At 65.8% G+C, this 22,412-nt stretch carries 18 protein-coding genes and 1 other RNA gene; 12 read left to right on the plus strand and 7 right to left on the minus strand.

Annotation, left to right across the window (positions count from 1 at the left end; translation table 11 throughout):
- Nucleotides 1-11 precede the first annotated feature (11 nt).
- On the minus strand, nucleotides 12-1,850 hold the full coding sequence (locus XI05_RS22190; RefSeq protein ID WP_271505563.1) for a DNA polymerase III subunit gamma/tau: 1,839 nt from the start codon (nucleotides 1,848-1,850) through the stop codon (nucleotides 12-14).
- Between the two features lie 96 nt (nucleotides 1,851-1,946).
- Nucleotides 1,947-2,043: signal recognition particle sRNA small type (ffs, locus tag XI05_RS22195), an RNA gene on the minus strand.
- A 183-nt stretch (nucleotides 2,044-2,226) separates the two neighbouring features.
- Between ffs and XI05_RS22200 the strand changes: the two genes are divergently transcribed.
- From XI05_RS22200 to XI05_RS22240, 9 genes are all read left to right on the plus strand, one after another.
- On the plus strand, nucleotides 2,227-3,072 hold the full coding sequence (locus tag XI05_RS22200; RefSeq protein ID WP_271505565.1) for a transporter substrate-binding domain-containing protein: 846 nt from the start codon (nucleotides 2,227-2,229) through the stop codon (nucleotides 3,070-3,072).
- Between the two features lie 187 nt (nucleotides 3,073-3,259).
- Nucleotides 3,260-3,922, plus strand: a complete 663-nt coding sequence (locus XI05_RS22205; protein WP_271505567.1) for an amino acid ABC transporter permease — start codon at nucleotides 3,260-3,262, stop codon at nucleotides 3,920-3,922.
- The gene (locus XI05_RS22210) at nucleotides 3,919-4,713 is read left to right on the plus strand and encodes an amino acid ABC transporter ATP-binding protein (protein WP_271505569.1); all 795 of its coding nucleotides are present in this window, start codon (nucleotides 3,919-3,921) and stop codon (nucleotides 4,711-4,713) included. The genes XI05_RS22205 and XI05_RS22210 overlap by 4 nt, the downstream gene beginning before the upstream one ends.
- Nucleotides 4,713-5,468 (plus strand): SDR family NAD(P)-dependent oxidoreductase, encoded by a 756-nt coding sequence (locus tag XI05_RS22215; RefSeq protein ID WP_271505571.1) that lies wholly within the window; start codon nucleotides 4,713-4,715, stop codon nucleotides 5,466-5,468. The genes XI05_RS22210 and XI05_RS22215 overlap by 1 nt, the downstream gene beginning before the upstream one ends.
- Nucleotides 5,465-6,592: a muconate cycloisomerase family protein gene (locus XI05_RS22220; RefSeq protein ID WP_271505573.1), complete on the plus strand. Its 1,128-nt coding sequence runs from the start codon at nucleotides 5,465-5,467 to the stop codon at nucleotides 6,590-6,592. The genes XI05_RS22215 and XI05_RS22220 overlap by 4 nt, the downstream gene beginning before the upstream one ends.
- 256 nt (nucleotides 6,593-6,848) lie before the next feature.
- On the plus strand, nucleotides 6,849-7,268 hold the full coding sequence (locus XI05_RS22225; RefSeq protein ID WP_183246139.1) for an HIT domain-containing protein: 420 nt from the start codon (nucleotides 6,849-6,851) through the stop codon (nucleotides 7,266-7,268).
- 10 nt (nucleotides 7,269-7,278) lie between these two features.
- On the plus strand, nucleotides 7,279-8,223 hold the full coding sequence (gene nudC / locus XI05_RS22230) for an NAD(+) diphosphatase (protein ID WP_271505575.1): 945 nt from the start codon (nucleotides 7,279-7,281) through the stop codon (nucleotides 8,221-8,223).
- Between the two features lie 13 nt (nucleotides 8,224-8,236).
- On the plus strand, nucleotides 8,237-9,154 hold the full coding sequence (locus XI05_RS22235) for a sugar kinase (RefSeq protein WP_271505577.1): 918 nt from the start codon (nucleotides 8,237-8,239) through the stop codon (nucleotides 9,152-9,154).
- Nucleotides 9,155-9,251: 97 nt separating this feature from the next.
- Entirely contained in the window at nucleotides 9,252-9,761 is a 510-nt protein-coding gene (locus tag XI05_RS22240; RefSeq protein WP_025032510.1) for an Lrp/AsnC family transcriptional regulator, read from the plus strand.
- Between the two features lie 171 nt (nucleotides 9,762-9,932).
- Here XI05_RS22240 and XI05_RS22245 read toward each other — a convergent pair whose 3' ends face one another.
- The 4 genes from XI05_RS22245 to XI05_RS22260 all read right to left on the minus strand — a co-directional run bounded on the left by XI05_RS22245 (nucleotide 9,933) and on the right by XI05_RS22260 (nucleotide 16,184).
- Nucleotides 9,933-11,432: a phosphomannomutase/phosphoglucomutase gene (locus tag XI05_RS22245; RefSeq protein WP_271505579.1), complete on the minus strand. Its 1,500-nt coding sequence runs from the start codon at nucleotides 11,430-11,432 to the stop codon at nucleotides 9,933-9,935.
- Nucleotides 11,433-11,624: 192 nt separating this feature from the next.
- Nucleotides 11,625-12,137 (minus strand): TIGR02281 family clan AA aspartic protease, encoded by a 513-nt coding sequence (locus XI05_RS22250; protein ID WP_271505581.1) that lies wholly within the window; start codon nucleotides 12,135-12,137, stop codon nucleotides 11,625-11,627.
- A 126-nt stretch (nucleotides 12,138-12,263) separates the two neighbouring features.
- Nucleotides 12,264-14,738 (minus strand): ATP-dependent helicase HrpB, encoded by a 2,475-nt coding sequence (gene hrpB / locus XI05_RS22255; protein WP_271505583.1) that lies wholly within the window; start codon nucleotides 14,736-14,738, stop codon nucleotides 12,264-12,266.
- A gap of 129 nt (nucleotides 14,739-14,867) precedes the next feature.
- Nucleotides 14,868-16,184 (minus strand): UDP-glucose dehydrogenase family protein, encoded by a 1,317-nt coding sequence (locus tag XI05_RS22260; protein WP_271505585.1) that lies wholly within the window; start codon nucleotides 16,182-16,184, stop codon nucleotides 14,868-14,870.
- Between the two features lie 193 nt (nucleotides 16,185-16,377).
- Here XI05_RS22260 and XI05_RS22265 point away from each other — a divergent pair, with 193 nt between their 5' ends.
- From XI05_RS22265 to XI05_RS22275, 3 genes are all read left to right on the plus strand, one after another.
- Complete coding sequence (locus XI05_RS22265; RefSeq protein WP_271505588.1) at nucleotides 16,378-17,445, plus strand: acyltransferase family protein; 1,068 nt, start codon at nucleotides 16,378-16,380, stop codon at nucleotides 17,443-17,445.
- Between the two features lie 259 nt (nucleotides 17,446-17,704).
- The gene (gene polA, locus XI05_RS22270) at nucleotides 17,705-20,797 is read left to right on the plus strand and encodes a DNA polymerase I (RefSeq protein WP_271505594.1); all 3,093 of its coding nucleotides are present in this window, start codon (nucleotides 17,705-17,707) and stop codon (nucleotides 20,795-20,797) included.
- Nucleotides 20,798-21,021: 224 nt separating this feature from the next.
- Nucleotides 21,022-21,657: a LysE family translocator gene (locus tag XI05_RS22275; protein WP_271505597.1), complete on the plus strand. Its 636-nt coding sequence runs from the start codon at nucleotides 21,022-21,024 to the stop codon at nucleotides 21,655-21,657.
- A 121-nt stretch (nucleotides 21,658-21,778) separates the two neighbouring features.
- Here XI05_RS22275 and XI05_RS22280 read toward each other — a convergent pair whose 3' ends face one another.
- Nucleotides 21,779-22,405, minus strand: coding sequence for a glutathione S-transferase family protein (locus XI05_RS22280; RefSeq protein ID WP_271505600.1), 627 nt, complete (start codon nucleotides 22,403-22,405; stop codon nucleotides 21,779-21,781).
- Nucleotides 22,406-22,412 lie beyond the last annotated feature (7 nt).

Consider the following 22,412-nt stretch of genomic DNA (forward strand, 5'->3'; position numbering starts at 1 on the left):
AAGAATTGGCGCTAGAGATCGTCGTCGCCGTCGGAACCGTCAGGCGGATCGTCGCTGCCATAGTCGGCGTTAATATTGGCCTCCGGCGCCTCGGGGGCAAGCCTGCGGACCTCGACGACCTTGGCGCCGGGGAAACGCGACAGCACCTCCTGCACGCGCGGATCCGCTTCCGCGGTACGGGCATGCTCCTGCTTGGCCGCCTGGTTCACCGAGCGCAGCGTCGGCTGTCCCTGTTCGTTCGAGACGATCACGGTCCAGCGGCGGCCGGTCCACAGCTCGAACTTCTTCGCAAGCTCCGAGATCATGGTCTTGGAGGCGTTGGGCTCGAGCGCGACTTCGAGCCGGCCCTCCTCGAAACGCACGAGACGCATATCGCCTTCGAGTGCGCCCTTGGTCATGAGGTCGCGCTTCTGCCCGGCGAGCGCAACCAGCTGGGTGAAGCTCGTGATCCGCAGCTGGGGTGCCGCCCCTTGCGGATCCGGCGCGGGCGCCGCCATCTGCGGCCGGGCGCCACCGCCAAACGCAGTCGGAGACGGTGTCGGCAGCCGCACAGGCGCTGGCGAAATCGGCGAAGCCGAGGCAACCGGCGCGGCGGGGGCGCCGCTGCGCGCGCTACTTCCACCGCTCACGACCGGCGAGCCGCCGCCGTTCTGCTCGAGCATCTTGATCGCTTCGTCGGGCGTCGGCAGGTCGGCGACATAGGCGATGCGCACCAGAACCATTTCCGCCGCGGCCGCGGGGCGCGTTGCGGCCTGCACCTCGGTGATGCCCTTGAGCAGCATCTGCCACATCCGCGACAGCACGCGCATCGAGATCTTCGAGGCGAACTCCTTGGCGCGCACGCGCTCGGTCTCGCCATAGGCGACGTTGTCGGCAGTCGCCGGAATGACCTTCACACGGGTGACGAAATTGACGAACTCGGCGAGGTCCGAGAGCACGACGATCGGGTCGGCGCCGACATCGTACTGGTCACGGAACTCCTTGAAGGCGGCCGCGATGTCGCCGCGTGCCAGCGACTCGAAGAGGTCGATGACGCGGGTGCGGTCGGCGAGGCCCAGCATCTGCCTGACGGCATCGGCCTTCACCTGCCCCGCTGCATGCGCGATCGCCTGGTCGAGCAGCGACAGCGAGTCGCGCACGGAGCCCTCCGCGGCCCTCGCGATGATGCCGAGCGCCTCCGGCTCTATCTCGACGTTCTCCTTGGCCGCAATACTGGCGAGGTGCTTCATCAGCACGTCGGCCTCGACGCGGCGCAGGTCGAAGCGCTGGCAGCGCGACAGCACGGTGACCGGAACCTTGCGGATCTCGGTGGTCGCGAACACGAACTTGGCGTGCTCCGGCGGCTCCTCCAGCGTCTTCAGGAAGGCGTTGAACGCCGCCGTCGACAGCATGTGGACTTCGTCGATGATGTAGACCTTGTAGCGGGCGCTGGCGGGGGCATAGCGGACGCTGTCATTGATCTGGCGGACATCGTCGACGCCGGTGTGCGAGGCCGCGTCCATCTCCAGCACGTCCATGTGCCGGCTTTCCATAATCGCCTGGCAATGCACGCCCAGCGCCGGCATGTGGATGGTCGGCCCCTTCACCGATCCGTCCGGCATCTCATAGTTGAGGGCACGGGCGAGGATTCGCGCAGTGGTGGTCTTGCCGACGCCGCGGACGCCGGTGAGGATCCAGGCCTGCGGGATGCGCCCGGTCTCGAACGCGTTGGAGACGGTGCGGACCACGGCCTCCTGGCCGATCAGGTCATCGAACGAGGATGGGCGGTATTTGCGCGCCAGCACCCGGTAGGGCGCGTTGCCGGCCTGACCGGCGCTGTCGGGATTGGGAGGGGCGCCAGCGTCGGTCATCGGTCGATCCGCAATGAAATGTCTCTTGGCCGGCTTTTGCGGAAAGGAGCGCGCTGGCGGCTGGTGCCGCCGGCGCTGGTTCGCTCGGAAAAACAGGTAGGAGACTGACGAGCGACCCGATCCGGACCTCGTTAGGGCTGCTTCCTTCCGGACCTGACCCGGTTGGCGAGTGGCTCGTCCACCGCCAATCTCCCGGCCCCTATTTGGGGCCAAAGGGAGCGGAAAGCAAGCGGGTATCGGCTCTTGCCGCTTGATCCTGCCCAGCATCCGGGCAATTTCGGACCTGCCCAGCCGAGAGGCTGTGCTTTCTCTGCCGGCACCAGCTTGCTAAGAACCTTCGCGGAACTCCATCCAACCAGAAAAGCGATTGATCCCAATGGTTACACGTCGTGATGTTGCATCGATTGTCGGATTTGGCGCGGTCGCCGCAGCCACGTTGGCGGCGCCGGCCGTGGCCCAGACCGCCGATCCGAACGAATCGACCTTCGCCCGCATCCGCCGGACCAAGAAGATGCGGATCGGCGCCGTCGGCGGCGGCGCGCCCTATTACATGAAGGATCTGTCCAGCGGCCAGTGGAAGGGCTTCTACATCGACATCGCCAAGGGGCTGGCCGACGACATGGAGGCCGAGCTCGAGATCACCGAGACCACCTGGGGCAATTCGGTGCTCGACCTGCAGGCCAACAAGATCGACATCTTCTTCGGCCTCAACCCGACCCCGAAGCGCGCGCTGGTGATCGACTTCTCGGTGCCGGTCTTCAACAACGCCTTCGCGATCCTCTGCAAGAAGGATTTCAAGCCGAAGAGCTGGGCCGAATTGAACTCGCCCGACATCAAGATCGCGGTCGATCAGGGCTCCTCGCATGACCAGGTCGTCAGCCGCCTGACGCCGAAGGCGCAGATCACGCGGCTGAAGACCGCCGACGATGCCACCGCCGCGCTGCAGACCGGCCGCGTCGACGCGCAGTGCCTGATCACCATGCTGTCGCTGACCGTGCTGAAGAAGAACCCCGCGCTCGGCCAGCTCGTGCTGCCGACGCCGATCTTCGCCACCACCTCGAATGCCGGCTTCCGCCGCGAGGCGGACAAGACGTGGCGCGATTACGTCAACACCTGGATCGACTTCAACAAGGGCCTCGGCTTCATCCGCAACGCCATCATCACCAACATGGAGCTGGTCGGCGTGACGGAAGCGGACATTCCGCCGGGCGTGTCGCTGTAAGAGTAATGTTCGAGGCCGGCTCGCTCCTCACATTCCACTCCGCCCCCTCCCCCGCTTGCGGGGGAGGGTTGGGGAGAGGGTGCCTCCGCGGAGAGACTCCCCCAGAGGAAAGAGCCCTCACCCGCATCGCATCTTCGATGCGATGCGACCTCTCCCGCAAGCGGGAGAGGTGAAGAAGAGAGCACGCATGTATCAGTGGGACTTCGGCATCCTCTGGAGCTATCGCTGGCTCTTTCTCAACGGGCTCGGCGTCACTGTCGGCTTCACGATCGTCATCGTCGTGTGCGGACTGCTGTTCGGCCTGCTCGGGGCGTTCGGCAGCCTGTCGCGGATCAAGGCATTGCGGCTGACCGCGCTCGCCTTCATCGAGGCGTTCCGCTGCACGCCGATCCTGGTGCAGCTGATCTGGTTCTATTACGCGCTGCCGATCCTCGCCGGTGTCGCGATGACCCCGATCACGGCTTCGGCGCTGGCGCTCTCGCTCTATGGTGGCTCGTTCTATTCGGAGATCATCCGCGGCGGCATCGTCTCGATCGACCGCGGCCAGTCCGAGGCCGGCGCCGCGCTCGGCATGACGCCGAGCCAGACCATGCGCCGCATCGTGCTGCCGCAGGCAATCAAGCGCATGATTCCGGCGCTGATGAACCAGTCGATCATCCAGTTCAAGAACACCTCACTGGTCTCGGTGCTGGCCGTGCCTGATCTGGTCTATCAGAGCCAGGTCGCCGCCCATGACAGCTACCGGCCGCTGGAGACCTACACCGCGGTCGCGCTCGCCTATGCGGCAATCCTGATTCCGCTCACCATCCTCGTCCGCCGCGGCGAGAAGCAACTGGCGGTGAGCGAATGAGCGAGACGCCGAAAATCGAGATCCGCAGCCTTCGCAAGAGTTTTGGCAGCAACGAGGTCCTCAAGAACATCAATCTCGACGTCACTAAGGGCGGCGTGGTCGCGCTGATCGGGCCGTCGGGCTCCGGCAAATCGACCCTGCTTCGCTGCATCAATCTCCTGGTCGTGCCCGACGGCGGCAGCGTCCGCGTCGGCGACACCCGCTTTGCATTCGGCGACGGCGCCAAGCTGCCTGATGTCAAAACGCTGGCGAGATTCCGCGCCACCACCGGCATGGTGTTCCAGCACTTCAACCTGTTCCCGCACATGACGACGCTGCAGAACGTGATGGAGGGGCCTGTCACGGTGCGGCGCATGGCCAAGGCGGAGGCCGAGACGCTTGCGCGGGCCCAGCTCGCCAAGGTGGGACTTGCGGAGAAAGCGGACCAATATCCGGCGACGCTCTCCGGCGGCCAGAAGCAGCGCGTCGCGATCGCGCGGGCGCTCGCGATGGAGCCCGATGTCATGCTGTTCGACGAGGCCACCTCCGCGCTCGATCCCGAATTGGTCGGTGAGGTGCTGAACGTGATCCAGCAGCTGGCGTCCGAGGGCATGACGATGGTGATCGTGACCCACGAGATTGCGTTCGCCCGCGAGGTTGCCGGGCGTGTCGTGTTCATGCGCGACGGAATCGTGGTCGAGGAGGGTTCGGCGCGGCAGGTGATCGACAGCCCGCGGGAGGCCGCGACGCGCGCCTTCCTCAGCCATTTCCACCGCACCGGCGCGCTGCCGCCTGCCAACGCGACACCGTGATGTCAAACATCGAACGCGTCTATCTCGTCACTGGCGCCGCCAGCGGCATCGGCCGCGCCACCGCAAAGCTCCTTGCGGCGCCGGGCACTGCGCTGCTGCTCCACACGCGCGCGAACACAGAAGGCCTCGACGCGAGCGCGGCTGAGGCCGAAGCGAAAGGTGCTATCGTCGCAAAGTGTCTCGGCGATCTTGCCGAGAAAGCCGCCATTACTGATGCCGTCACCGCCGCGAATGCCGCCTTCGGCCGGCTCGATGGACTGGTTCTCGTCGGCGGCCACGCCCGTCGCGGCAGCGCCATTGGCACGCCGGCGGATGAATTCCGCAAGGCGATGGACGAATCGGCGCTGGCGTTCACGCGGCTGGTCGATGCCGCGCTGCCGGCGCTGCGCGCCGGACGCGATGCGCGCATCGTCGCGATGTCGTCCTTCGTCGCGCACGCGATCCGGCCCGAATTCGCGCCCTTTGCTGCGACCGCCGCGAGCCGTTCCGCGCTGGAAGCGCTGGTGCGGCTAGCCGCGATCGAGCTTGCGAGCGACGGCATCACTGTCAACGCGGTGTCGCCGGGCCTCATCGTCAAGGACAGACCGAGCGAGAGCCGGCTGTCGCCCGAACAGATCGCCGCAACCGAAGCGCTGATCCCGATGCGCCGCCGCGGGCGGCCGGAGGAAGTCGCCGAGATCATCGCCTTCCTGGCGTCACCGAAGGCGTCCTACGTCACCGGCCAGGTCTGGCACGTCAATGGAGGCCTGACATGACCGAAGCAACCATCGAGCGCATCAGGCTGTTCCTGATCGAAAGCCCGATCAAGATGGCGCGCCTGCAGGGCGTCGGCAACGTCAAGGGCACGGTGAAGCGCGTGCTGATCGAGCTGACGTCGAGCGATGGCGTGATCGGCTGGGGCGAGGCGGCGCCGTGGGAGGTCTTTACGGGAACGCCTGAAGCGGCGTTCTCGGCGCTCGACATTTACTTGCGCCCCATCGTGCTCGGCAAACCCGTGCGCCGCATCCGCGCGCTGATGGCCGAGCTCGACCGTACGCTGGTCGGACATGCCGAGGCCAAGGTCGCAATCGAGATGGCGTTGCTCGACATCGTCGGCAAATCTTCGGGACTGTCGGTCGCCGACCTGCTCGGCGGCCGCGTGCGTGACACCATCCCCCTCTCCTTCTCGATCGCCGATCCCGATTTCGCCGCCGATCTCGAGCGCATGCGGAAAATGGTTCCGGACGGCAATGTCATCTACAAGGTCAAGACCGGCGTGAAGCCGCATCGCGAGGACCTCGATCATCTCGAAGCGATCCGCAAGGAATTCGGCGACAAGGTCGACCTGCGCGTCGACTACAACCAGGCGCTGGCGCCGTTCGGCGCCATCAAGATCCTGCGCGACGTCGAGGAATTCGCGCCGACCTTCATCGAGCAGCCGGTGCCGCGGAAATATCTCGACGTGATGGCGCAGCTCACCGCGGCATTGGAAACGCCGGTGTTGGCCGACGAGAGCTGCTTCGACCGCCGCGACATGATGGAGGTGGTGCGGCGTGAAGCGGCCGATGCCGTCTCGATCAAGCTGATGAAGGCCGGCGGCCTGTTCGAGGCCCAGGCGATCATGGCGATCGCCGACATCGCCGGCCTGCCCGGCTATGGCGGCACGCTTTGGGAGGGCGGCATCGGGCTTGCCGCCGGCACGCAGCTGATCGCGGCTACGCCAGGCATCTCGCTCGGCTGCGAATTCTACATGCCGCATCACGTGCTGACCGAGGACGTGCTGGAGGAGCGCGTTGCGAACCGCGCCGGCCATGTCGTGGTGCCCGACGGCCCGGGCCTCGGCATTCGCGTCAGCGAAGCCTCGGTTCGCGCCAATGCACGGGTGCTGGCGGAGGCGTAGTTTCTGTCATTCCGGGGCGCGCGCAGCGCGAGCCCGGAATCCATAACCACAGGCGGGGGCTGCCGCACGAGCTGGCAACCAAGAGTCTTCGCCACGCTACTCCCTGTGGCTATGGGTCCCGGATCTGCGCTTCGCTTGTCCGGGACGACGAGCGCGTATGCGGTGACAGCGGGGCGCCATCCTTCCCCTCCGGGAATCCCTATCGTATGGTCGCACCCAACAAGCCCGTTCCCCATCGGGCCATCCGGAAACGCATATGCCCGAACCCGCCTGGTCGCTGCACTCCCGCCTGAAAGAGGACACCATCGATATCGGCGATCTGCCGCTGTCGAAGGTGCTGGTCATCAAGGACGCGCATTATCCCTGGCTGCTGCTGGTGCCGCGGCGGGTGGATGCGATCGAGATCATCGATCTCGACGAGGTGCAGCAGGCGCAGCTGATGACGGAGATCTCCCGCGTCTCGCGCGCGCTGAAGGAGATCACCAAATGCGACAAGCTCAACATCGCCGCGCTCGGCAACCTCGTGCCGCAGCTGCACGTCCACATCATCGCGCGCCGGACCAGTGACGCGGCCTGGCCGCGGCCGGTGTGGGGCGTGATGCCGCCATTGGCGCATGACGCCGCGGAGGTTCAGAATTTCATCAGCGCGCTTCGCCGCAAGATCTGGTTGGGTTGAAAGAACAATAATGTCAGCATTCGACGCATTTCCGCTTGGGCAGCCGGCCTTCGTCACCAACGTCCTCGACCGCGCCGCGCATCTGCGCCGCGACGACGAGAAGCTGTTTGTGCTGGAGCAGAAGCCGTCTTCGCGCGCCTATGTGGTGTATCGCGACTCGCTGCTGGTGAAGCGCGAGGGCGACAAGGTGCGTGCGCTGCTCGGAATCGACGAAGCGCTGAAATGCGGTGCCAATCCCGGCACGGTGTTCCTCGGGCTTCGCGACGGTGCGGCCGTGTTCGGCATGGGCCTGTCGCAGGCGGCCGCGGAGAAGCTGGTCGGCGGCGGCGACTACGCCGTCACCGAGCTGCGCGGCATGGCAATGCAGGGCGCGATCCCGCCCGAGGAGCTCTCGGCCGTGGCGATGGCGAAGTCGATGGTGGGCTGGCACCAGCGCCACGGCTATTGCGCCAATTGCGGCACGCGTACCGCGATGAAGGAAGGCGGCTGGAAGCGCGACTGTCCGAGTTGCAAGGCCGAGCATTTTCCGCGCACCGACCCGGTCGTGATCATGCTGGTCGCCTCCGGCGACAAGTGCCTGCTCGGCCGGCAGAAGCAGTTTCCACCGGGGATGTATTCGTGCCTCGCCGGCTTCGTCGAGGCCGCCGAGACCATCGAGGACGCGGTGCGCCGCGAGATCCTGGAAGAGTCCGGCATTCGCTGCACCGACGTGCAATATTACATGACCCAGCCCTGGCCCTATCCGTCGTCGCTGATGATCGGCTGCAGCGCGCGGGCCGTGAGCGAGGACATCGTGGTCGATCACGCCGAGCTCGAGGACGCGCGCTGGTTCACACGCGAGGAGGCGGCCCTGATGCTGACACGAACGCATCCCGACGGGCTGGCCGGTCCGCATCCCTTCGCGATCGCCCATCATCTGCTCGGCCGTTGGGTGCACGACAAGACCAGCGCCTGAGCCGAGGCCGACGATGGCCGGGATCGCGCCGCGCATCCTCTGCATCGGCATGCCGGTGCGCGACCTCATCCTGCGCGTCGAGGCCCTGCCCGAACGTGGCAGCAAGGCGAACGCCAGCCATCTCGCCGAGATCTGCGGCGGCAACGCGCTCAATGCCGCGATCGCGATTGCGCGGCTCGGAGGCCGCGTTGCCTTCGCGGGGCCGATGGGCGATGCGCGGGAGACCTCCAGCTATTTCATTCTCGCGCAGATGGCGCAGGAGGGCATCGATAGCACGCATATCGTCCGCATGCCGGCCCTGAGCACGCCGGTCTCGGCGATCATGATCGAGCCCTCGGGCGAGCGGACGCTCACGATCTATCGCGATCCCGCCTTGTGGACCGTGAAGCTGCCCGAGGCCGACGCGTTGCTCGCTGATTGTCAGGCGGTGCTCGTCGAAAGCCGCTGCGCGGCATTCGCGACCTCACTTGGCGCCGAGGCACGCCGGCGCGGCATTCCCGTCATCGTCGGCGTCGACCGCGCGATGGCGTTGCAGGACGATCTGCTCACGGCCTCCTCGCATCTGCTGTTCGCCAGCGCCGAGCTGCAGGAGACGGCTGGCATCGCTGACGACGGCGCGGCCTTGAAGCGCCTGGCGGAGCTGACGCCCGCCTTCCTGGCGGCCACAAGGGGCCCGCGCGGCACGATCTGGCTGAATGAGGCAGGCGCGCTGGAGGAGACACCGGCCTTCCCGGTCCAGGCGGTCGATACGCTGGGCGCCGGCGACGTCTTCCATGGCGCGTTCGCGCTCGGCCTCGCCGAGGGTAAGGACGTAAGGGGGGCGATGCGATTCGCCGCGGCCGCCGCGGCGCTGAAATGCACACGCCATGGCGGCGGTCCGGCCGCCCCGCAACGCGTTGAAGTTGAAGAGCTTTTGCGCGATCGCCGGTAGAGCGATTCCACTGTAACGCCGAGATTATAGGCTTGCCGTGGAATGATTTTCTCTATATCAGGGAAATCTGCCCCTGAAATGGAACAAAGTTCTTCAAATGACTGATGTCGCCGTCCAGATCCCTGAGACCAGCCGCCGCCTCGACGCCATCGACCGCAAGATCCTGATGGTCCTCCAGGAAGACGCCTCCCTCTCCGTCGCCGAGATCGGCGACCGGGTCGGCCTGTCCTCGACCCCCTGCTGGAAGCGCATCCAGCGCCTGGAGGCCGACGGCGTGATCATCAAGCGCGTCGCCCTCGTCGACCAGAACAAGATCGGGCTCGGCATCTCCGTGTTCGTGTCGGTCGAGAGCTCCGACCATTCGGATGCCTGGCTGAAGCGGTTCGCCGAAGCCGTCAGCGCCATGCCGGAGGTGATGGAGTTCTATCGCATGGCCGGCGACGTCGACTACATGCTGCGCGTGGTGGTCGCGGACATGCAGGCCTATGACGTGTTCTACAAGAAGCTGATCAGCGCCGTGCCGCTGAAGAACGTCACCTCGCGCTTCGCGATGGAGAAGATCAAGTCGGTCACCGCGCTGCCGATCCCGGCGGTGGTGGCGGCTTAGGTTTCACCACACGAAAGGTGTCATCGCCCGGTTTGACCGGGCGATCCAGTATTCCAGAGACGCCGGTGATAGAGCCGAGAAGCCGCGGCGTACTGGATGCCCCGGTCAAGCCAGGTCAAGCCGGGGCATGACAACGAGATTGTGGCGCGGGCTGTGTCTCCCTGACGCCCCTCAAATCTTCTGGTTGTACTCGCCGACTTCGGGATGGGTGCGCAGCACGCTGTTCACCATCTCGAACATGTCGTGCATGCGCTGCTCGGAGACCGGGCTCTCGACCACGACGACGAGCTCGGGCTTGTTGGAGGAGGCGCGCACCAGGCCCCAGCTGCCGTCCTCGACCGTGACGCGCACGCCGTTGACGGTGACGAGATCGCGGATCGCCTGGTCGCCGATCTTGGCGCCCTTCGCTTGCAAACCTTCGAAGTGCTTCACCACCTTGTCGATGACGCCGTATTTGACCTCGTCGGCGCAGTGCGGCGACATCGTCGGCGACGACCAGGTCTTCGGCAGCGCATTCTTCAAATCGGCCATCGACTTTCCGGGCGCGCGGTCGAGCATGTCGCAGATCGCGATCGCCGAGACCAGGCCGTCGTCATAGCCGCGCCCATACGGCTTGTTGAAGAAGAAATGGCCAGACTTCTCGAAACCCGCAAGCGCGCCCGTCTCGTTGGTGCGCCGCTTCATGTAGGAATGCCCGGTCTTCCAATAGGCGGTCTTGGCGCCCTGCTTCTGCAGCACGGGATCGGTGACGAACAGGCCGGTCGACTTCACGTCGACGATGAACTGGGCGTCCTTGTGGATCGCCGACATGTCGCGCGCCAGCATCACGCCGACCTTGTCGGCAAAGATCTCCTCGCCCGTATTGTCGACGACGCCGCAGCGGTCGCCGTCGCCGTCGAAACCGAGGCCGACATCGGCCTTGTGATGCAGCACTGCGTCGCGGATCGCGTGCAGCATCTCCATGTCTTCCGGGTTCGGATTGTATTTCGGGAAGGTGTGGTCGAGCTCGGTGTCGAGCGGGATCACCTCGCAGCCGATCGCCTCCAGCACCTGCGGCGCGAACGCGCCGGCGGTGCCGTTGCCGCAGGCCGCGACCACCTTGAGCTTGCGCGTCAGCTTCGGACGGGAGGTGAGATCGGCGATGTAGCGCGCCGGATAATTCTCGTGGAACTGGTAGGAGCCGCCCGCCTTGTTCTTGAACGCGGCATTGAGCACGATCTCCTTCAGCCGCGTCATCTCGTCGGGGCCGAAGGTCAGCGGGCGGTTGGCGCCCATCTTCACGCCGGTCCAGCCATTGTCGTTGTGCGAGGCCGTGACCATGGCGACGCAGGGCACGTCGAGATCGAACTGCGCGAAATAGGCCATCGGCGTCACCGCAAGGCCGATGTCGTGCACCTTGCATCCCGCCGCCATCAGGCCGGAGATCAGCGCGTATTTGATCGAGGCCGAATAGCCTCGGAAATCGTGGCCGGTGACGATTTCCTGCTTGACGCCGAGCTCGGCGATCAGCGCACCCAGCCCCATGCCGAGCCCCTGCACACCCATCAGGTTGATTTCCTTCTGGAACAACCAGCGCGCGTCGTATTCGCGAAAGCCCGTCGGCTTCACCATCGGCTCGGATTCGAAGGCGTAGGTGTTGGGCAACAATACGGATTTCGGCTTCGGGAACATTGAGTCGGTCTCGTGAAAAGGGGGCGGGATTTGCTGCAGGCTTAGCGAATGCCGGACCGCAGCGAAAGGCGGGAATGGAGGCTTATGGCCGATAATTGCGGCAGTTTGGTAACGAAGAAACGTTACCGCGAGGGCGGCCAGAGCAAGGATATCTTCTTGAAATTGACAACCGCGCGATGGCGCGACGCGCCTCTACTGCTCCAGCACCATCTGCCCGTTCGCGTACTCAAAACGCTTCAGGCGGGACAGGAAGGAGAGGCCGAGCAGATTCTCCGACAGCGCTTCGTCCGGCAGCACCATGGCATCGACGTCGCGCACGATGAGGCCGCCGACATCGAGCATGGCAATGCGGGTGCGCGCGGCCTTGATGGTGCCGTTGGCCGTGGAGACGGTGGCGTTGTACTCGCTGCGCGAAGGACGCAGGCCGAAGCGGGCGGCCGAGGTCTCGTTGAGTGCAACGACGGACGCGCCGGTATCGATCATGAAGCCGATGCGCTGGCCGTCGATCCGGCCCTCGGTCTGGAAATGACCGCGGCCGTCACGGGAGATGGCCAGGCTGCGGCCGCCGGCCGGCACGGTGGCCGCGACTGCGACCGTCGTGCGCGGCACTGACGTGGCGGAAGCCGAGCTCATCTTGTCCGCCATCTGCGCCATGAAGGTGCCGAGGCCGATCATGACGGCCGCGATGATCATAATGTTACGCATCACACCACTTCCGAGCCGAAAGCTCGATTTCACCACGCGACAAGGCCGACCGCGAGCGAAGGCACGCCGAGCTCCTGTCATTTTGACGAAAAGGATGAGCGGAGGGTTAATGCCGGTTGCGAGTTCTCACGTCCCGCGCGGCTTCGCCCGCCTGGTCGGCACTGCGCTCGCGGGATCGTCGGGCCAGGGGTGACGCGGATAGCGGCCGCGCAGGTCGGAGCGGACGGCGGCGTAGCTGCCGCGCCAGAAGCCTGGCAGATCGCGCGTCACCTGCACCGGACGCTGGGCCGGCGACAGCAATTCCAGCACCAAGGGCACCTTGCCGGCGGCGATCGAGGGATGGGTGTTGAGGCCGAACAATTCCTGCAGACGCACTGCGATGGTCGGCCCCTGCTCGGCCTCGTAGTCGATCGCAAGCACGCTTCCGGTCGGCGCCTCGAAATGGGTCGGCGCCTCGCGGTCGAGCCGCGCGCGCATCTGCCACGGCAACAGCGCCATCAGCGCATCGGACAGATCGCCGGCGGAGATGTCCTTCAATGCGACCTTGTCGTAGAGCGTCGGCACCAGCCAGTCGTCGCGCCGTGCGATCAGGCCGTCGTCCGACAAATCGGGCCAGCTGTCGCCCTCGGCCTTGCGCAGGAACATCACGCGATCACGCCACTGCTTGGCGGCCTTCGACCAGGGCAGCCGGTCGAGGCCCGCGGCGATCAGGCCATCTGCAAAGATGCGTGCGGTGTCCTCCGAGGGCGACATGGCAAGCGTCGCTTCGGACAGCGTGATCGCGTGCAGCACGCGCCTGCGCCGGGCCCGCAGCGCCATCGCGCCGCGATCGAACGAGACTTCGTCGGTGGTCTCGATATGCTCGGCGAAATGCCGCTCGATCTCGTCCTCGGTGATGTGCGCGGCGAGCAGGATGCGTCCGCTCGCCGCCGTCCCGGTCATCTCACCGATCGCGACATAGGGCACACGGGCGAGCGAGGAAGTCTGCTCGACGGACGCGCCGCGGCCGTTGGCCAGCACGAAGCTGCCATTGCCGCGATTGCGCGCGACGCGGTCCGGAAACGCGTAAGCGAGCATCAGGCCGGTCGAGAGATCCTCCTGCTGCACCACCTTCTCCGCAGCCGCGACCTGCGAGGCCCAGCGGCGGGCCAGATCGCGCGCGCTCGCCGCGCGCGGCGAGCGGTCCCGACGGAACTGGTCGCGGCGGTGCTCGAGATCGACGCTGTCGCCGCCAAGGCCGCGCTCGGTGATGATGGCCGCGATCTCGGCGGCGGCCTCGCCGCTGCCGGCGCGATGCGAATCCACGATCATGCGCGCCAGCCGCGGCGGCAGCGCCAGCGCGCGCAGGCTCTTGCCTTCCACGGTGATGCGGCCATCGCTGTCGAGCGCGTTGAGCTCGGTCAGCAGGCTCTTTGCCTCCTTCCAGGCCGGCTGCGGCGGCGGATCGAGAAACGACAATGCGGCGGGATCGCTGACGCCCCATTGCGCGAGATCGAGCACCAGCGAGGAGAGATCGGCGCTGAGGATTTCCGGCTGGGTGTAGGGCGCGAGCGAGGCGGTCTGCGGCTCGTCCCAGAGCCGGTAGCAGACACCGGCCTCGGTGCGGCCGGCGCGGCCGCGGCGCTGGTCCACCGCTGCGCGCGAGGCGCGCACGGTCTCGAGCCGAGTCAGGCCGATATCGGGCTCGTAGCGCGGAACGCGGGCGAGACCGGAGTCGACCACGATGCGCACCCCCTCGATGGTGAGCGAGGTTTCCGCGATCGAGGTCGCCAGCACCACCTTGCGCGTGCCCTTGGGCGCCGGCGCAATGGCGCGGTCCTGCACGGCGGCATCGAGCGCGCCGAACAGCGGCACGATCTCGACGGATGCGTCCTGCACGCGCTCGGATAGGAAATTCTGCGTGCGGCGGATCTCGGCGGTACCCGGCAGGAACGCCAGCACCGAGCCGCTGTCGGCACGCAGCGCGGATGCGATCGCATCCGCCATCTGCCGTTCGATCGGCGCGTCCGCCTTGCGGCCGAGATAGCGCGTCTCGACCGGAAACGCACGGCCCTCGCTTTCGACGACGGGGGCATCGCCGAGCAGCCTTGCCACCCGCGCACCGTCGAGCGTCGCCGACATTACCAGGATGCGCAGGTCTTCGCGCAAGCCGGTTTGCGCGTCACGCGCCAGCGCGAGGCCCATGTCGGCGTCGAGCGAGCGTTCATGGAATTCGTCGAACAGGACCGCGGCAACGCCGGAGAGTTCGGGATCGTCGAGGATCTGGCGGGTGAAGATGCCCTCGGTCACCACCTCGACGCGTGTGGCGCGCGAGATCTTCGAGCCGAAGCGGACACGGTAGCCGACGGTTTCGCCGGCGCGCTCGCCGAGGGATTTGGCCATGCGGTCGGCACTGGCGCGCGCGGCGATGCGGCGCGGCTCCAGCACGATGATCTTTTTGCCTTTAGCCCAGGGCGCATCGAGCAAGGCCAGCGGCACGCGTGTGGTCTTGCCGGCGCCCGGCGGCGCCACCAGCACGGCGGCGTTATTGCCCTCCAGCGTGCGCGACAAATCGTCGAGCACGGCGTCGATCGGGAGGGGCGTGTCGAAGCTGCGGGGCAAGGAAGTATCCGGTCGTCATGCCCGGCCTTGTGCCGGGCATCCACGTTCTTTCAAGCGAGAGTGAACAAGACGTGGATGGCCGGGACAAGCCCGGCCATGGCGGTTTCGTTCAACGAGAATGTGCAGCTATCAGCCCTGCACCGCCGGCCGCCCGACGCTCTCATAGGTGAAGCCGGCGGCTTCCATGTCCTCGGGGCGGTAGATGTTGCGGAGGTCGACGACGACGGGCTGCGCCATGGTCGCCTTCAGCCGGTCGAGATCGAGCGCGCGGAACTGCACCCATTCGGTGACGATGACGAGCGCGTCGGCACCTTGCGCGCAGACATAGGCGTCCTCGCAATAGGTGATATCGGGCAATTCGCCCTTGGCCTGCTCCATGCCGACGGGGTCGAACGCCTTCACCTTCGCGCCCATGTCGATCAGACCGGTCACCAGCGGGATCGACGGCGCATCGCGCATGTCGTCGGTGTCGGGCTTGAAGGTGAGGCCGAGCACCGCGATGGTCTTGCCGCGCAAATTGCCGCCGAGTGCCTGACTCACCTTGCGCGCCATCGCACGCTTGCGGTTCTCGTTCACCGCCAGCACCGATTCGACGATGCGCAAGGAGACGTCGTAGTCCTGCGCGATCTTGATCAAGGCCTTGGTGTCCTTCGGGAAGCACGAGCCGCCGAAACCGGGACCGGCATGCAGGAATTTTGTGCCGATGCGGTTGTCGAGGCCGATGCCGCGCGCGACCTCCTGCACGTTGGCGCCGGCCTTCTCGGACAGGTCGGCGATCTCGTTGATGAAGGTGATCTTGGTCGCCAGGAACGCATTCGCCGCGTATTTGATCATCTCGGCGGTGCGGCGCGCGGTGAACATCAGCGGCGCCTGGTTCAGCGACAGCGGACGGTAGATGTCGCCCATCACCTTGCGGCCGCGCTCGTCGGAGGTGCCGACCACGATGCGGTCGGGAAATTTGAAATCGCGGATCGCCGCGCCCTCGCGCAGGAATTCGGGATTGGACGCGACCACCACATCGGCCTTGGGATTGGCTTCGCGGATGATGCGCTCGACCTCGTCGCCGGTGCCGACCGGCACGGTCGATTTCGTCACCACCACGGTGAAGCCCTGCAGCGACTGCGCGATCTCTTTCGCGGCGGCGTAGACGTAAGACAGGTCGGCATGACCGTCACCACGACGCGAGGGCGTGCCGACCGCGATGAATACGGCATCGGCATCAGCAACCGGCTGCTTCAGGTCGGTGGTGAAGTCGAGCCGCTTGGCTTTCACGTTGTTCGCGACCAGCTCGTCCAGGCCAGGCTCGTAGATCGGGATCTCGCCGCGATGCAGTGCCGCGATCTTCCTCTCGTCCTTGTCGACGCAGGTGACGTCGTGGCCGAAATCCGCAAAGCAGGCGCCGGACACCAATCCCACATAGCCCGTGCCGATCATCGCAATTCGCATGAAAAATCCTGTTCCAGCTTGGTTAACGGAAGCCCAATTGGGGGCGGTTTAGCATTTTCCCGAGGTCATGGAACAGTCCGCATGCAAAAACCGGCCCGCGATTTGAACCGGTAAAGAAGTCGGAAACCACTGGGCTCCAAACTGCCCCACACCCACACAGGGACGGGCGGAACGCGCCTCGAAAAGGGACACCATGGCACGATCAGGCACAATCGCGGCGGCCAGCCCTTCCAAGGCGCCTTCGGCCGCGCGTATCGACTGGGTCGACTACGCCAAGGGCATCTGCATCGTCATGGTCGTGATGATGCATTCGGTGCTGGGGGTCGAGCTTGCCGCCGGGCAGACCGGCTTCATGCACGCCGTCGTGGCCTTCGCAAAGCCGTTCCGGATGCCGGATTTCTTCCTGATTTCGGGCTTGTTCCTGTCTCTGGTGATCGATCGGGACTGGCGAACCTATCTCGACCGCAAGGTGGTGCATTTCGCCTATTTTTATGTCGTCTGGGTGACAATCCAATTCGGCTTCAAAGCGCCGGCCTTCGCGGCCGAAACCGGCTGGCATCAGGTTGGCCTGTTGTATCTCGAATCCTTCGTCGAGCCGTTCGGCACGCTGTGGTTCATCTATCTGCTGCCGATCTTCTTCGTCGTCACGAAACTGACACGCAAGGTCCCGCCGCTCGCGCTCTGGCTGGTCGCCGCCGCGCTGGAGACCGCGCGCATCACGACCGGCTGGACCGTTATCGACGAGTTCTGCGCACGCTTCGTCTATTTCTATTCGGGCTATTTGTTCGCGCCTTACGTGTTCGCCCTGTCGGATCGCGCGCGCAACCATCCGGCGCTGGCGCTTGCAGCGCTCGCCAGCTGGGCGCTGGTCAATGCCGGCCTCGTCGCATCGGGCGCCAGCGAGTGGGCGATCGTCTCGCTCGCGCTCGGCTTCGCCGGCGCCTGCGCTATCATCGCGGCGGGCACGCTGCTCGCGCGGGCGCACTGGCTCAATTTCTTCCGCTTCTGCGGCGAGCATTCGATCGTGATCTATCTCGCCTTCTTCCTGCCGATGGCGGCGACGCGGACGCTGCTGCTGCGCACGGGTGTCATTGCCGATATCGGCACGGTGTCGCTGCTCGTCACCGTCGCCGGCGTGCTGGGTGCGCTGGCGATCTGGCAAGGCGCATTGCGGCTTAATGCGCGCTTCCTGTTCGAGCGGCCCGATGCGTTCTGGATCGCGCCAAGGAAGACGGGTGTGCGATTGCAGGCGGCCGAGTAGCCGCACCCTCGGTGTCGTCGCCCGGCTTGCCGTATTGCTAAAGCTTCGCTAGCCGAGCCCCGCTGTGGGCCCGGCGTAGCCTCGCGGAGACGGGACCGGCGACCCAGTACGCCGAGACGCCAGTCATTGAACCGAGAAGCCGCGGCGTACTGGATTCCCCGCTTTCGCGGGGAATGACAGCGGGGGATAGTCGCGCTACCAGCGCAAAAATCCCCCTTCCAAGGCTGTCAAAGCCCGCAAAAATTCATACATTGCGGCCATGCCCAAGACATCTCCGAAGACCACCGCCATAGCTGACACCAAGGCCGCGCCGAAAGCTGCCGAGACCAAGTCCGCTGCTGCCAAGCCCGCTGTTGCCAAGCCTGCTGCCAAACCGGTCGCGGCGAAGGCGGCCGGCAAGGGCGACCATGTCTTCCTGGTCGACGGTTCCTCCTACATCTTCCGCGCCTATCACGCTTTGCCGCCGCTGAACCGCAAGTCCGACGGGCTCCAGGTCAACGCCGTGCTCGGCTTCTGCAACATGCTGTGGAAGCTGCTCCGCGAGATGCCCGAGGACAACCGGCCGACGCATCTGGCGATCGTGTTCGACAAGTCGGAGATCACCTTCCGCAACAAGATCTATCCGGACTACAAGGCGCACCGTCCACCCGCCCCCGACGATCTCATTCCGCAATTTGCGCTGATCCGCGAGGCGGTGCGCGCCTTCGACCTGCCCTGCCTGGAACAGACCGGCTTCGAGGCCGACGATCTCATCGCGACCTATGTGCGACAGGCCTGCGAGCGCGGCGCCAGCGCCACCATCGTGTCCTCCGACAAGGACCTGATGCAGCTCGTCACCGATTGCGTCACCATGTACGACACCATGAAGGACCGCCGCATCGGCATATCAGAGGTGATCGAGAAGTTCGGCGTGCCGCCGAACAAGGTGGTCGAGGTGCAGGCGCTCGCGGGCGATTCCACCGACAACGTGCCAGGCGTGCCCGGCATCGGCATCAAGACCGCGGCGCAGCTGATCACCGAATATGGCGATCTCGACCAGTTGCTGTTCCGCGCGGGCGAGATCAAGCAGCCGAAGCGGCGCGAGGCGCTGCTCGAGAACGCCGAGAAGGCGCGCATCTCGCGGCAGCTCGTGCTGCTCGATGACAAGGTCGAGCTGGACGTGCCGCTGGACGACCTCGCCGTCCACGAGCCCGACGCGCGCAAGCTGGTCGCCTTCCTCAAGGCCATGGAATTCACGACGCTGACGCGGCGCGTCGCCGAATATGCGCAGATCGATCCTGCCAATGTCGATGCCGATCCCGGCTATGCCAGCGGCGCCAGCGTGTTCACGACGCTGCCGCCCTCGGACGTCGTGCCCACGCCAGGCACGGCAACCCCGGCCCAAGCCCGGCCGAACCAGCCCAACAAGTCGGCAGGCAAGGAGGACAAGGCTGCGAGCCCGAAGGGGGCGCCGATCTCGCTCGCCGCCGCACGCGAAGAGGCGCTGCGCAAGCTTCCGGTCGATCGCGGCAAATACCAGACCATCAAAACGCTGAAGGAGCTCGACGCCTTCATCGCGCGCATCCATGATGCCGGCCATGTCGCGATCGAGACGAGAGCGAATTCGATCGATCCGATGCAGGCCGATCTCTGCGGCATCGCGCTGGCGCTGGCGCCGAACGAAGCCTGCTACGTGCCGCTGGCGCACAAGCAATCCGGCGGTGGCGCCGGCCTGTTCGATGCCGGCCTCGCGCCGGACCAGGTCAAGCATGACGACGCGCTGCAAGCGCTGCGGCCGGTGCTGGAATCGGCGGGCATCCTCAAGATCGGCTTCGACCTCAAGTTCACTGCCGTGATGCTGGCGCAGCACGGCATCACCTTGCGCAACATCGACGATGCGCTCCTGATCTCCTACGTGCTCGATGCCGGCCGCGGCTCGCATGCGCTGGAGCAGCTGTCGGAGCGCTGGTTCGGTCATGCCATGCTGAAGGAAAGCGAGCTGCTCGGCAGCGGCAAGGGCAAGATCACCTTCGACCAGGTGCCGATCGACAAGGCCGCACCGCTATCGGCCGAAGGCGTCGACATCGCCTTGCGGGTCTGGCGCGTGCTGAAGCCGCGTCTCGTTTCCGAGCACATGGGTGCGGTCTACGAGACGCTGGAGCGGCCGCTGGTATCGGTGCTTGCGCGCATGGAGCGGCGCGGGATCTCGATCGACCGCCAGGTGCTGTCGCGTCTCTCCGGCGACTTCGCCCAGACCGCGGCGCGCGTCGAGGCCGAGATCCAGCAGATCGCGGGCGAGCCGGTCAATGTCGGCAGCCCCAAGCAGATCGGCGACATCCTGTTCGGCAAGATGGGATTGCCCGGCGGCACCAAGACCAAGACCGGCGCGTGGTCGACCACCGCGCAGGTGCTGGACGAGCTCGCCGAGCAGGGCCACGACTTCCCGAAGAAGATTCTGGAGTGGCGCCAGGTCTCCAAGCTGAAATCGACCTACACCGACGCGCTGCCGACCTACGTCAACCCGCAGACCCACCGCGTGCACACCACCTACGCGCTGGCTGCGACCACGACCGGGCGCCTGTCATCGAACGAGCCGAACCTGCAGAATATTCCGGTGCGCACCGAGGACGGCCGCAAGATCCGCCGCGCCTTCATCGCCACGCCCGGGCACAAGCTGGTCTCCGCCGACTATTCACAGATCGAGCTGCGACTGCTCGCCGAGATCGCCGACATTCCCGTGCTGAAGCAGGCCTTCCGCGACGGGCTCGACATTCATGCCATGACCGCATCGGAAATGTTCGGCGTTCCGATCAAGGGCATGCCGAGCGAGATCCGCCGCCGCGCGAAAGCGATCAATTTCGGCATCATCTACGGCATCTCCGCGTTCGGCCTCGCCAACCAGCTCGGCATCGCGCGCGAGGAAGCCTCCGCCTACATCAAGAAATATTTCGAACGCTTCCCCGGCATCCGCGCCTATATGGACGAGACGCGCGACTTCTGCCGCAACCACGGCTACGTCACCACGCTGTTCGGCCGCAAGTGCCACTACCCCGACATCAAGGCTTCCAACGCCTCGGTGCGCGCGTTCAACGAGCGCGCCGCGATCAACGCGCGGCTCCAGGGCACCGCCGCCGACATCATCCGCCGCGCCATGACGCGCGTCGAGGATGCGCTGGCCGAGAGGAAGCTCTCGGCACAGATGCTGCTCCAGGTGCACGACGAGTTGATCTTCGAGGTGCCGGACGACGAGGTCGAGGCCACGCTTCCCGTCGTGCAGAGGGTGATGCAGGACGCGCCGTTCCCGGCCGTGCTGCTCTCGGTGCCGCTGCATGTCGACGCACGCGCCGCGAACAATTGGGACGAGGCGCATTGATGCTGCTTTCCCCGGATGCTGCGCAGCGCGCCGCCCTTCGCGGCGTGATGCGCTGCTGATCCGGGGCCCATGCCGCGCGAACTGGATCCCGGCTCTGCGGCGCACCGTTTCACGCTGCGCCGCGTCCGGGACACGAGGCTCCGAATTGTCCTCCGAGCAATTGCGCGATGGCTCCACGATCCCGCGCATATTAGAACCTTTGCATCTCCCGCACCGGTTCACCCATGCCCCACACCTCCGCGCTGCTCGGCTTCGCCCTCGTCTGCCTCGGCCTCGTGCTCACGCCCGGACCGAACATGATCTATCTGATCTCGCGATCGATCACGCAGGGGCCCGCGGCCGGCATCGTCTCGCTCGGAGGCGTGGCGCTGGGCTTCGTATTCTACATGCTGTGCGCGGCGTTCGGCATCACGGCGCTGTTGCTCGCCATTCCGTTTGCTTATGACGCGCTGCGCTTTGCCGGCGCCGGCTACTTGCTTTGGCTCGCCTGGCAGGCGGTGAAGCCGGGCGGGCGCTCGCCGTTCCAGGTGAGGAAGCTCGCGGTCGACAGCCCGCGCAAATTGTTCGCGATGGGGTTCGTCACCAACCTGCTCAACCCGAAGATCGCGATGCTGTATCTGGCGCTGCTGCCGCAATTCATCGATCCCACAGCGGGCAGCGTGCTGACGCAGTCGGTGGTGCTGGGCGCGATCCAGATCGCGATCAGCGTCAGCGTCAACGCGATGATCGCGCTCGCGGCCGGATCGATCGCGCTGTTCCTGGCGAACCGGCCGAGCTGGATGCTGGTGCAGCGCTGGCTGATGGGCACCGTGCTGGCCGGGCTCGCGGTGCGGATGGCGGTGGAAGCGAAGAAGGTGTGAGGGCACTCTGTCATGTCCCGGCTTGACCGGGACATCCAGTACGCCGCGGCCCCTCGACGCAATCACTGCCGCCTCTGGGATACTGGATCGCCCGATCAAGTCGGGCGATGACACCGTCCGATCAATCCAGCGTCGCCTCCATGCCGCGCTTCACGCCCGGCCGGGCCATCAGGGCCTCGTACCAGCGCTGGACGTTGGGGAAGTCGGCCAGATCAACCTTGTGGCGAGGATGGCGCCAGGCCCAGCCCAGGATGGCAAAATCGGCAACCGAGAGATCGCCGGCGACGAAGTCACGCCCCTCCAGGCGGCGGTCGAGCACGCCGTAGAGCCGGCGCGTCTCGGCCATGAAGCGCTTCAAGCCGTAGGCCCGGTCCTGCTCGTTCTCGAGCGCGATGAAATGGTGCACCTGGCCGGGCATCGGCCCGAAGCCGCCCATCTGCCACATCAGCCATTCGTAGACCGGGATGCGCTGGATAAGCGATTTCGGCAGGAATTTGCCGGTCTTTTCACCGAGATAGAGCAGGATCGCACCGGATTCGAAGATGCTGACGGGCTTGCCCTCTGGCCCCTCGGGGTCGACGATCGCGGGGATCTTGTTGTTTGGGGAGAGCTTGAGGAACTCGGGCGCCATCTGCTCGCCCTTGGTGATGTTCACCGGGATCACCTTGTAGGGCAGCCTCATCTCCTCCAGCGCGACCGAAATCTTGCGGCCGTTCGGCGTGTTCCAGGTGTAGAGCTCGATGGTCATTCCGTGT

The sequence above is a fragment of the Bradyrhizobium sp. CCBAU 11357 genome (genome assembly GCF_028128865.1).
Lineage (GTDB): Bacteria > Pseudomonadota > Alphaproteobacteria > Rhizobiales > Xanthobacteraceae > Bradyrhizobium.

What these genes read in the sequence shown, in the direction of transcription:
- XI05_RS22190 (WP_271505563.1), bottom strand. Translation starts at nt 1,850, where the DNA reads ATGACCGACGCTGGCGCCCCTCCCAATCCCGACAGCGCCGGTCAGGCC.
- XI05_RS22200 (WP_271505565.1), top strand. Translation starts at nt 2,227, where the DNA reads ATGGTTACACGTCGTGATGTTGCATCGATTGTCGGATTTGGCGCGGTC.
- XI05_RS22205 (WP_271505567.1), top strand. Translation starts at nt 3,260, where the DNA reads ATGTATCAGTGGGACTTCGGCATCCTCTGGAGCTATCGCTGGCTCTTT.
- XI05_RS22210 (WP_271505569.1), top strand. Translation starts at nt 3,919, where the DNA reads ATGAGCGAGACGCCGAAAATCGAGATCCGCAGCCTTCGCAAGAGTTTT.
- XI05_RS22215 (WP_271505571.1), top strand. Translation starts at nt 4,713, where the DNA reads ATGTCAAACATCGAACGCGTCTATCTCGTCACTGGCGCCGCCAGCGGC.
- XI05_RS22220 (WP_271505573.1), top strand. Translation starts at nt 5,465, where the DNA reads ATGACCGAAGCAACCATCGAGCGCATCAGGCTGTTCCTGATCGAAAGC.
- XI05_RS22225 (WP_183246139.1), top strand. Translation starts at nt 6,849, where the DNA reads ATGCCCGAACCCGCCTGGTCGCTGCACTCCCGCCTGAAAGAGGACACC.
- nudC (WP_271505575.1), top strand. Translation starts at nt 7,279, where the DNA reads ATGTCAGCATTCGACGCATTTCCGCTTGGGCAGCCGGCCTTCGTCACC.
- XI05_RS22235 (WP_271505577.1), top strand. Translation starts at nt 8,237, where the DNA reads ATGGCCGGGATCGCGCCGCGCATCCTCTGCATCGGCATGCCGGTGCGC.
- XI05_RS22240 (WP_025032510.1), top strand. Translation starts at nt 9,252, where the DNA reads ATGACTGATGTCGCCGTCCAGATCCCTGAGACCAGCCGCCGCCTCGAC.
- XI05_RS22245 (WP_271505579.1), bottom strand. Translation starts at nt 11,432, where the DNA reads ATGTTCCCGAAGCCGAAATCCGTATTGTTGCCCAACACCTACGCCTTC.
- XI05_RS22250 (WP_271505581.1), bottom strand. Translation starts at nt 12,137, where the DNA reads ATGCGTAACATTATGATCATCGCGGCCGTCATGATCGGCCTCGGCACC.
- XI05_RS22260 (WP_271505585.1), bottom strand. Translation starts at nt 16,184, where the DNA reads ATGCGAATTGCGATGATCGGCACGGGCTATGTGGGATTGGTGTCCGGC.
- XI05_RS22265 (WP_271505588.1), top strand. Translation starts at nt 16,378, where the DNA reads ATGGCACGATCAGGCACAATCGCGGCGGCCAGCCCTTCCAAGGCGCCT.
- polA (WP_271505594.1), top strand. Translation starts at nt 17,705, where the DNA reads ATGCCCAAGACATCTCCGAAGACCACCGCCATAGCTGACACCAAGGCC.
- XI05_RS22275 (WP_271505597.1), top strand. Translation starts at nt 21,022, where the DNA reads ATGCCCCACACCTCCGCGCTGCTCGGCTTCGCCCTCGTCTGCCTCGGC.
- XI05_RS22280 (WP_271505600.1), bottom strand. Translation starts at nt 22,405, where the DNA reads ATGACCATCGAGCTCTACACCTGGAACACGCCGAACGGCCGCAAGATT.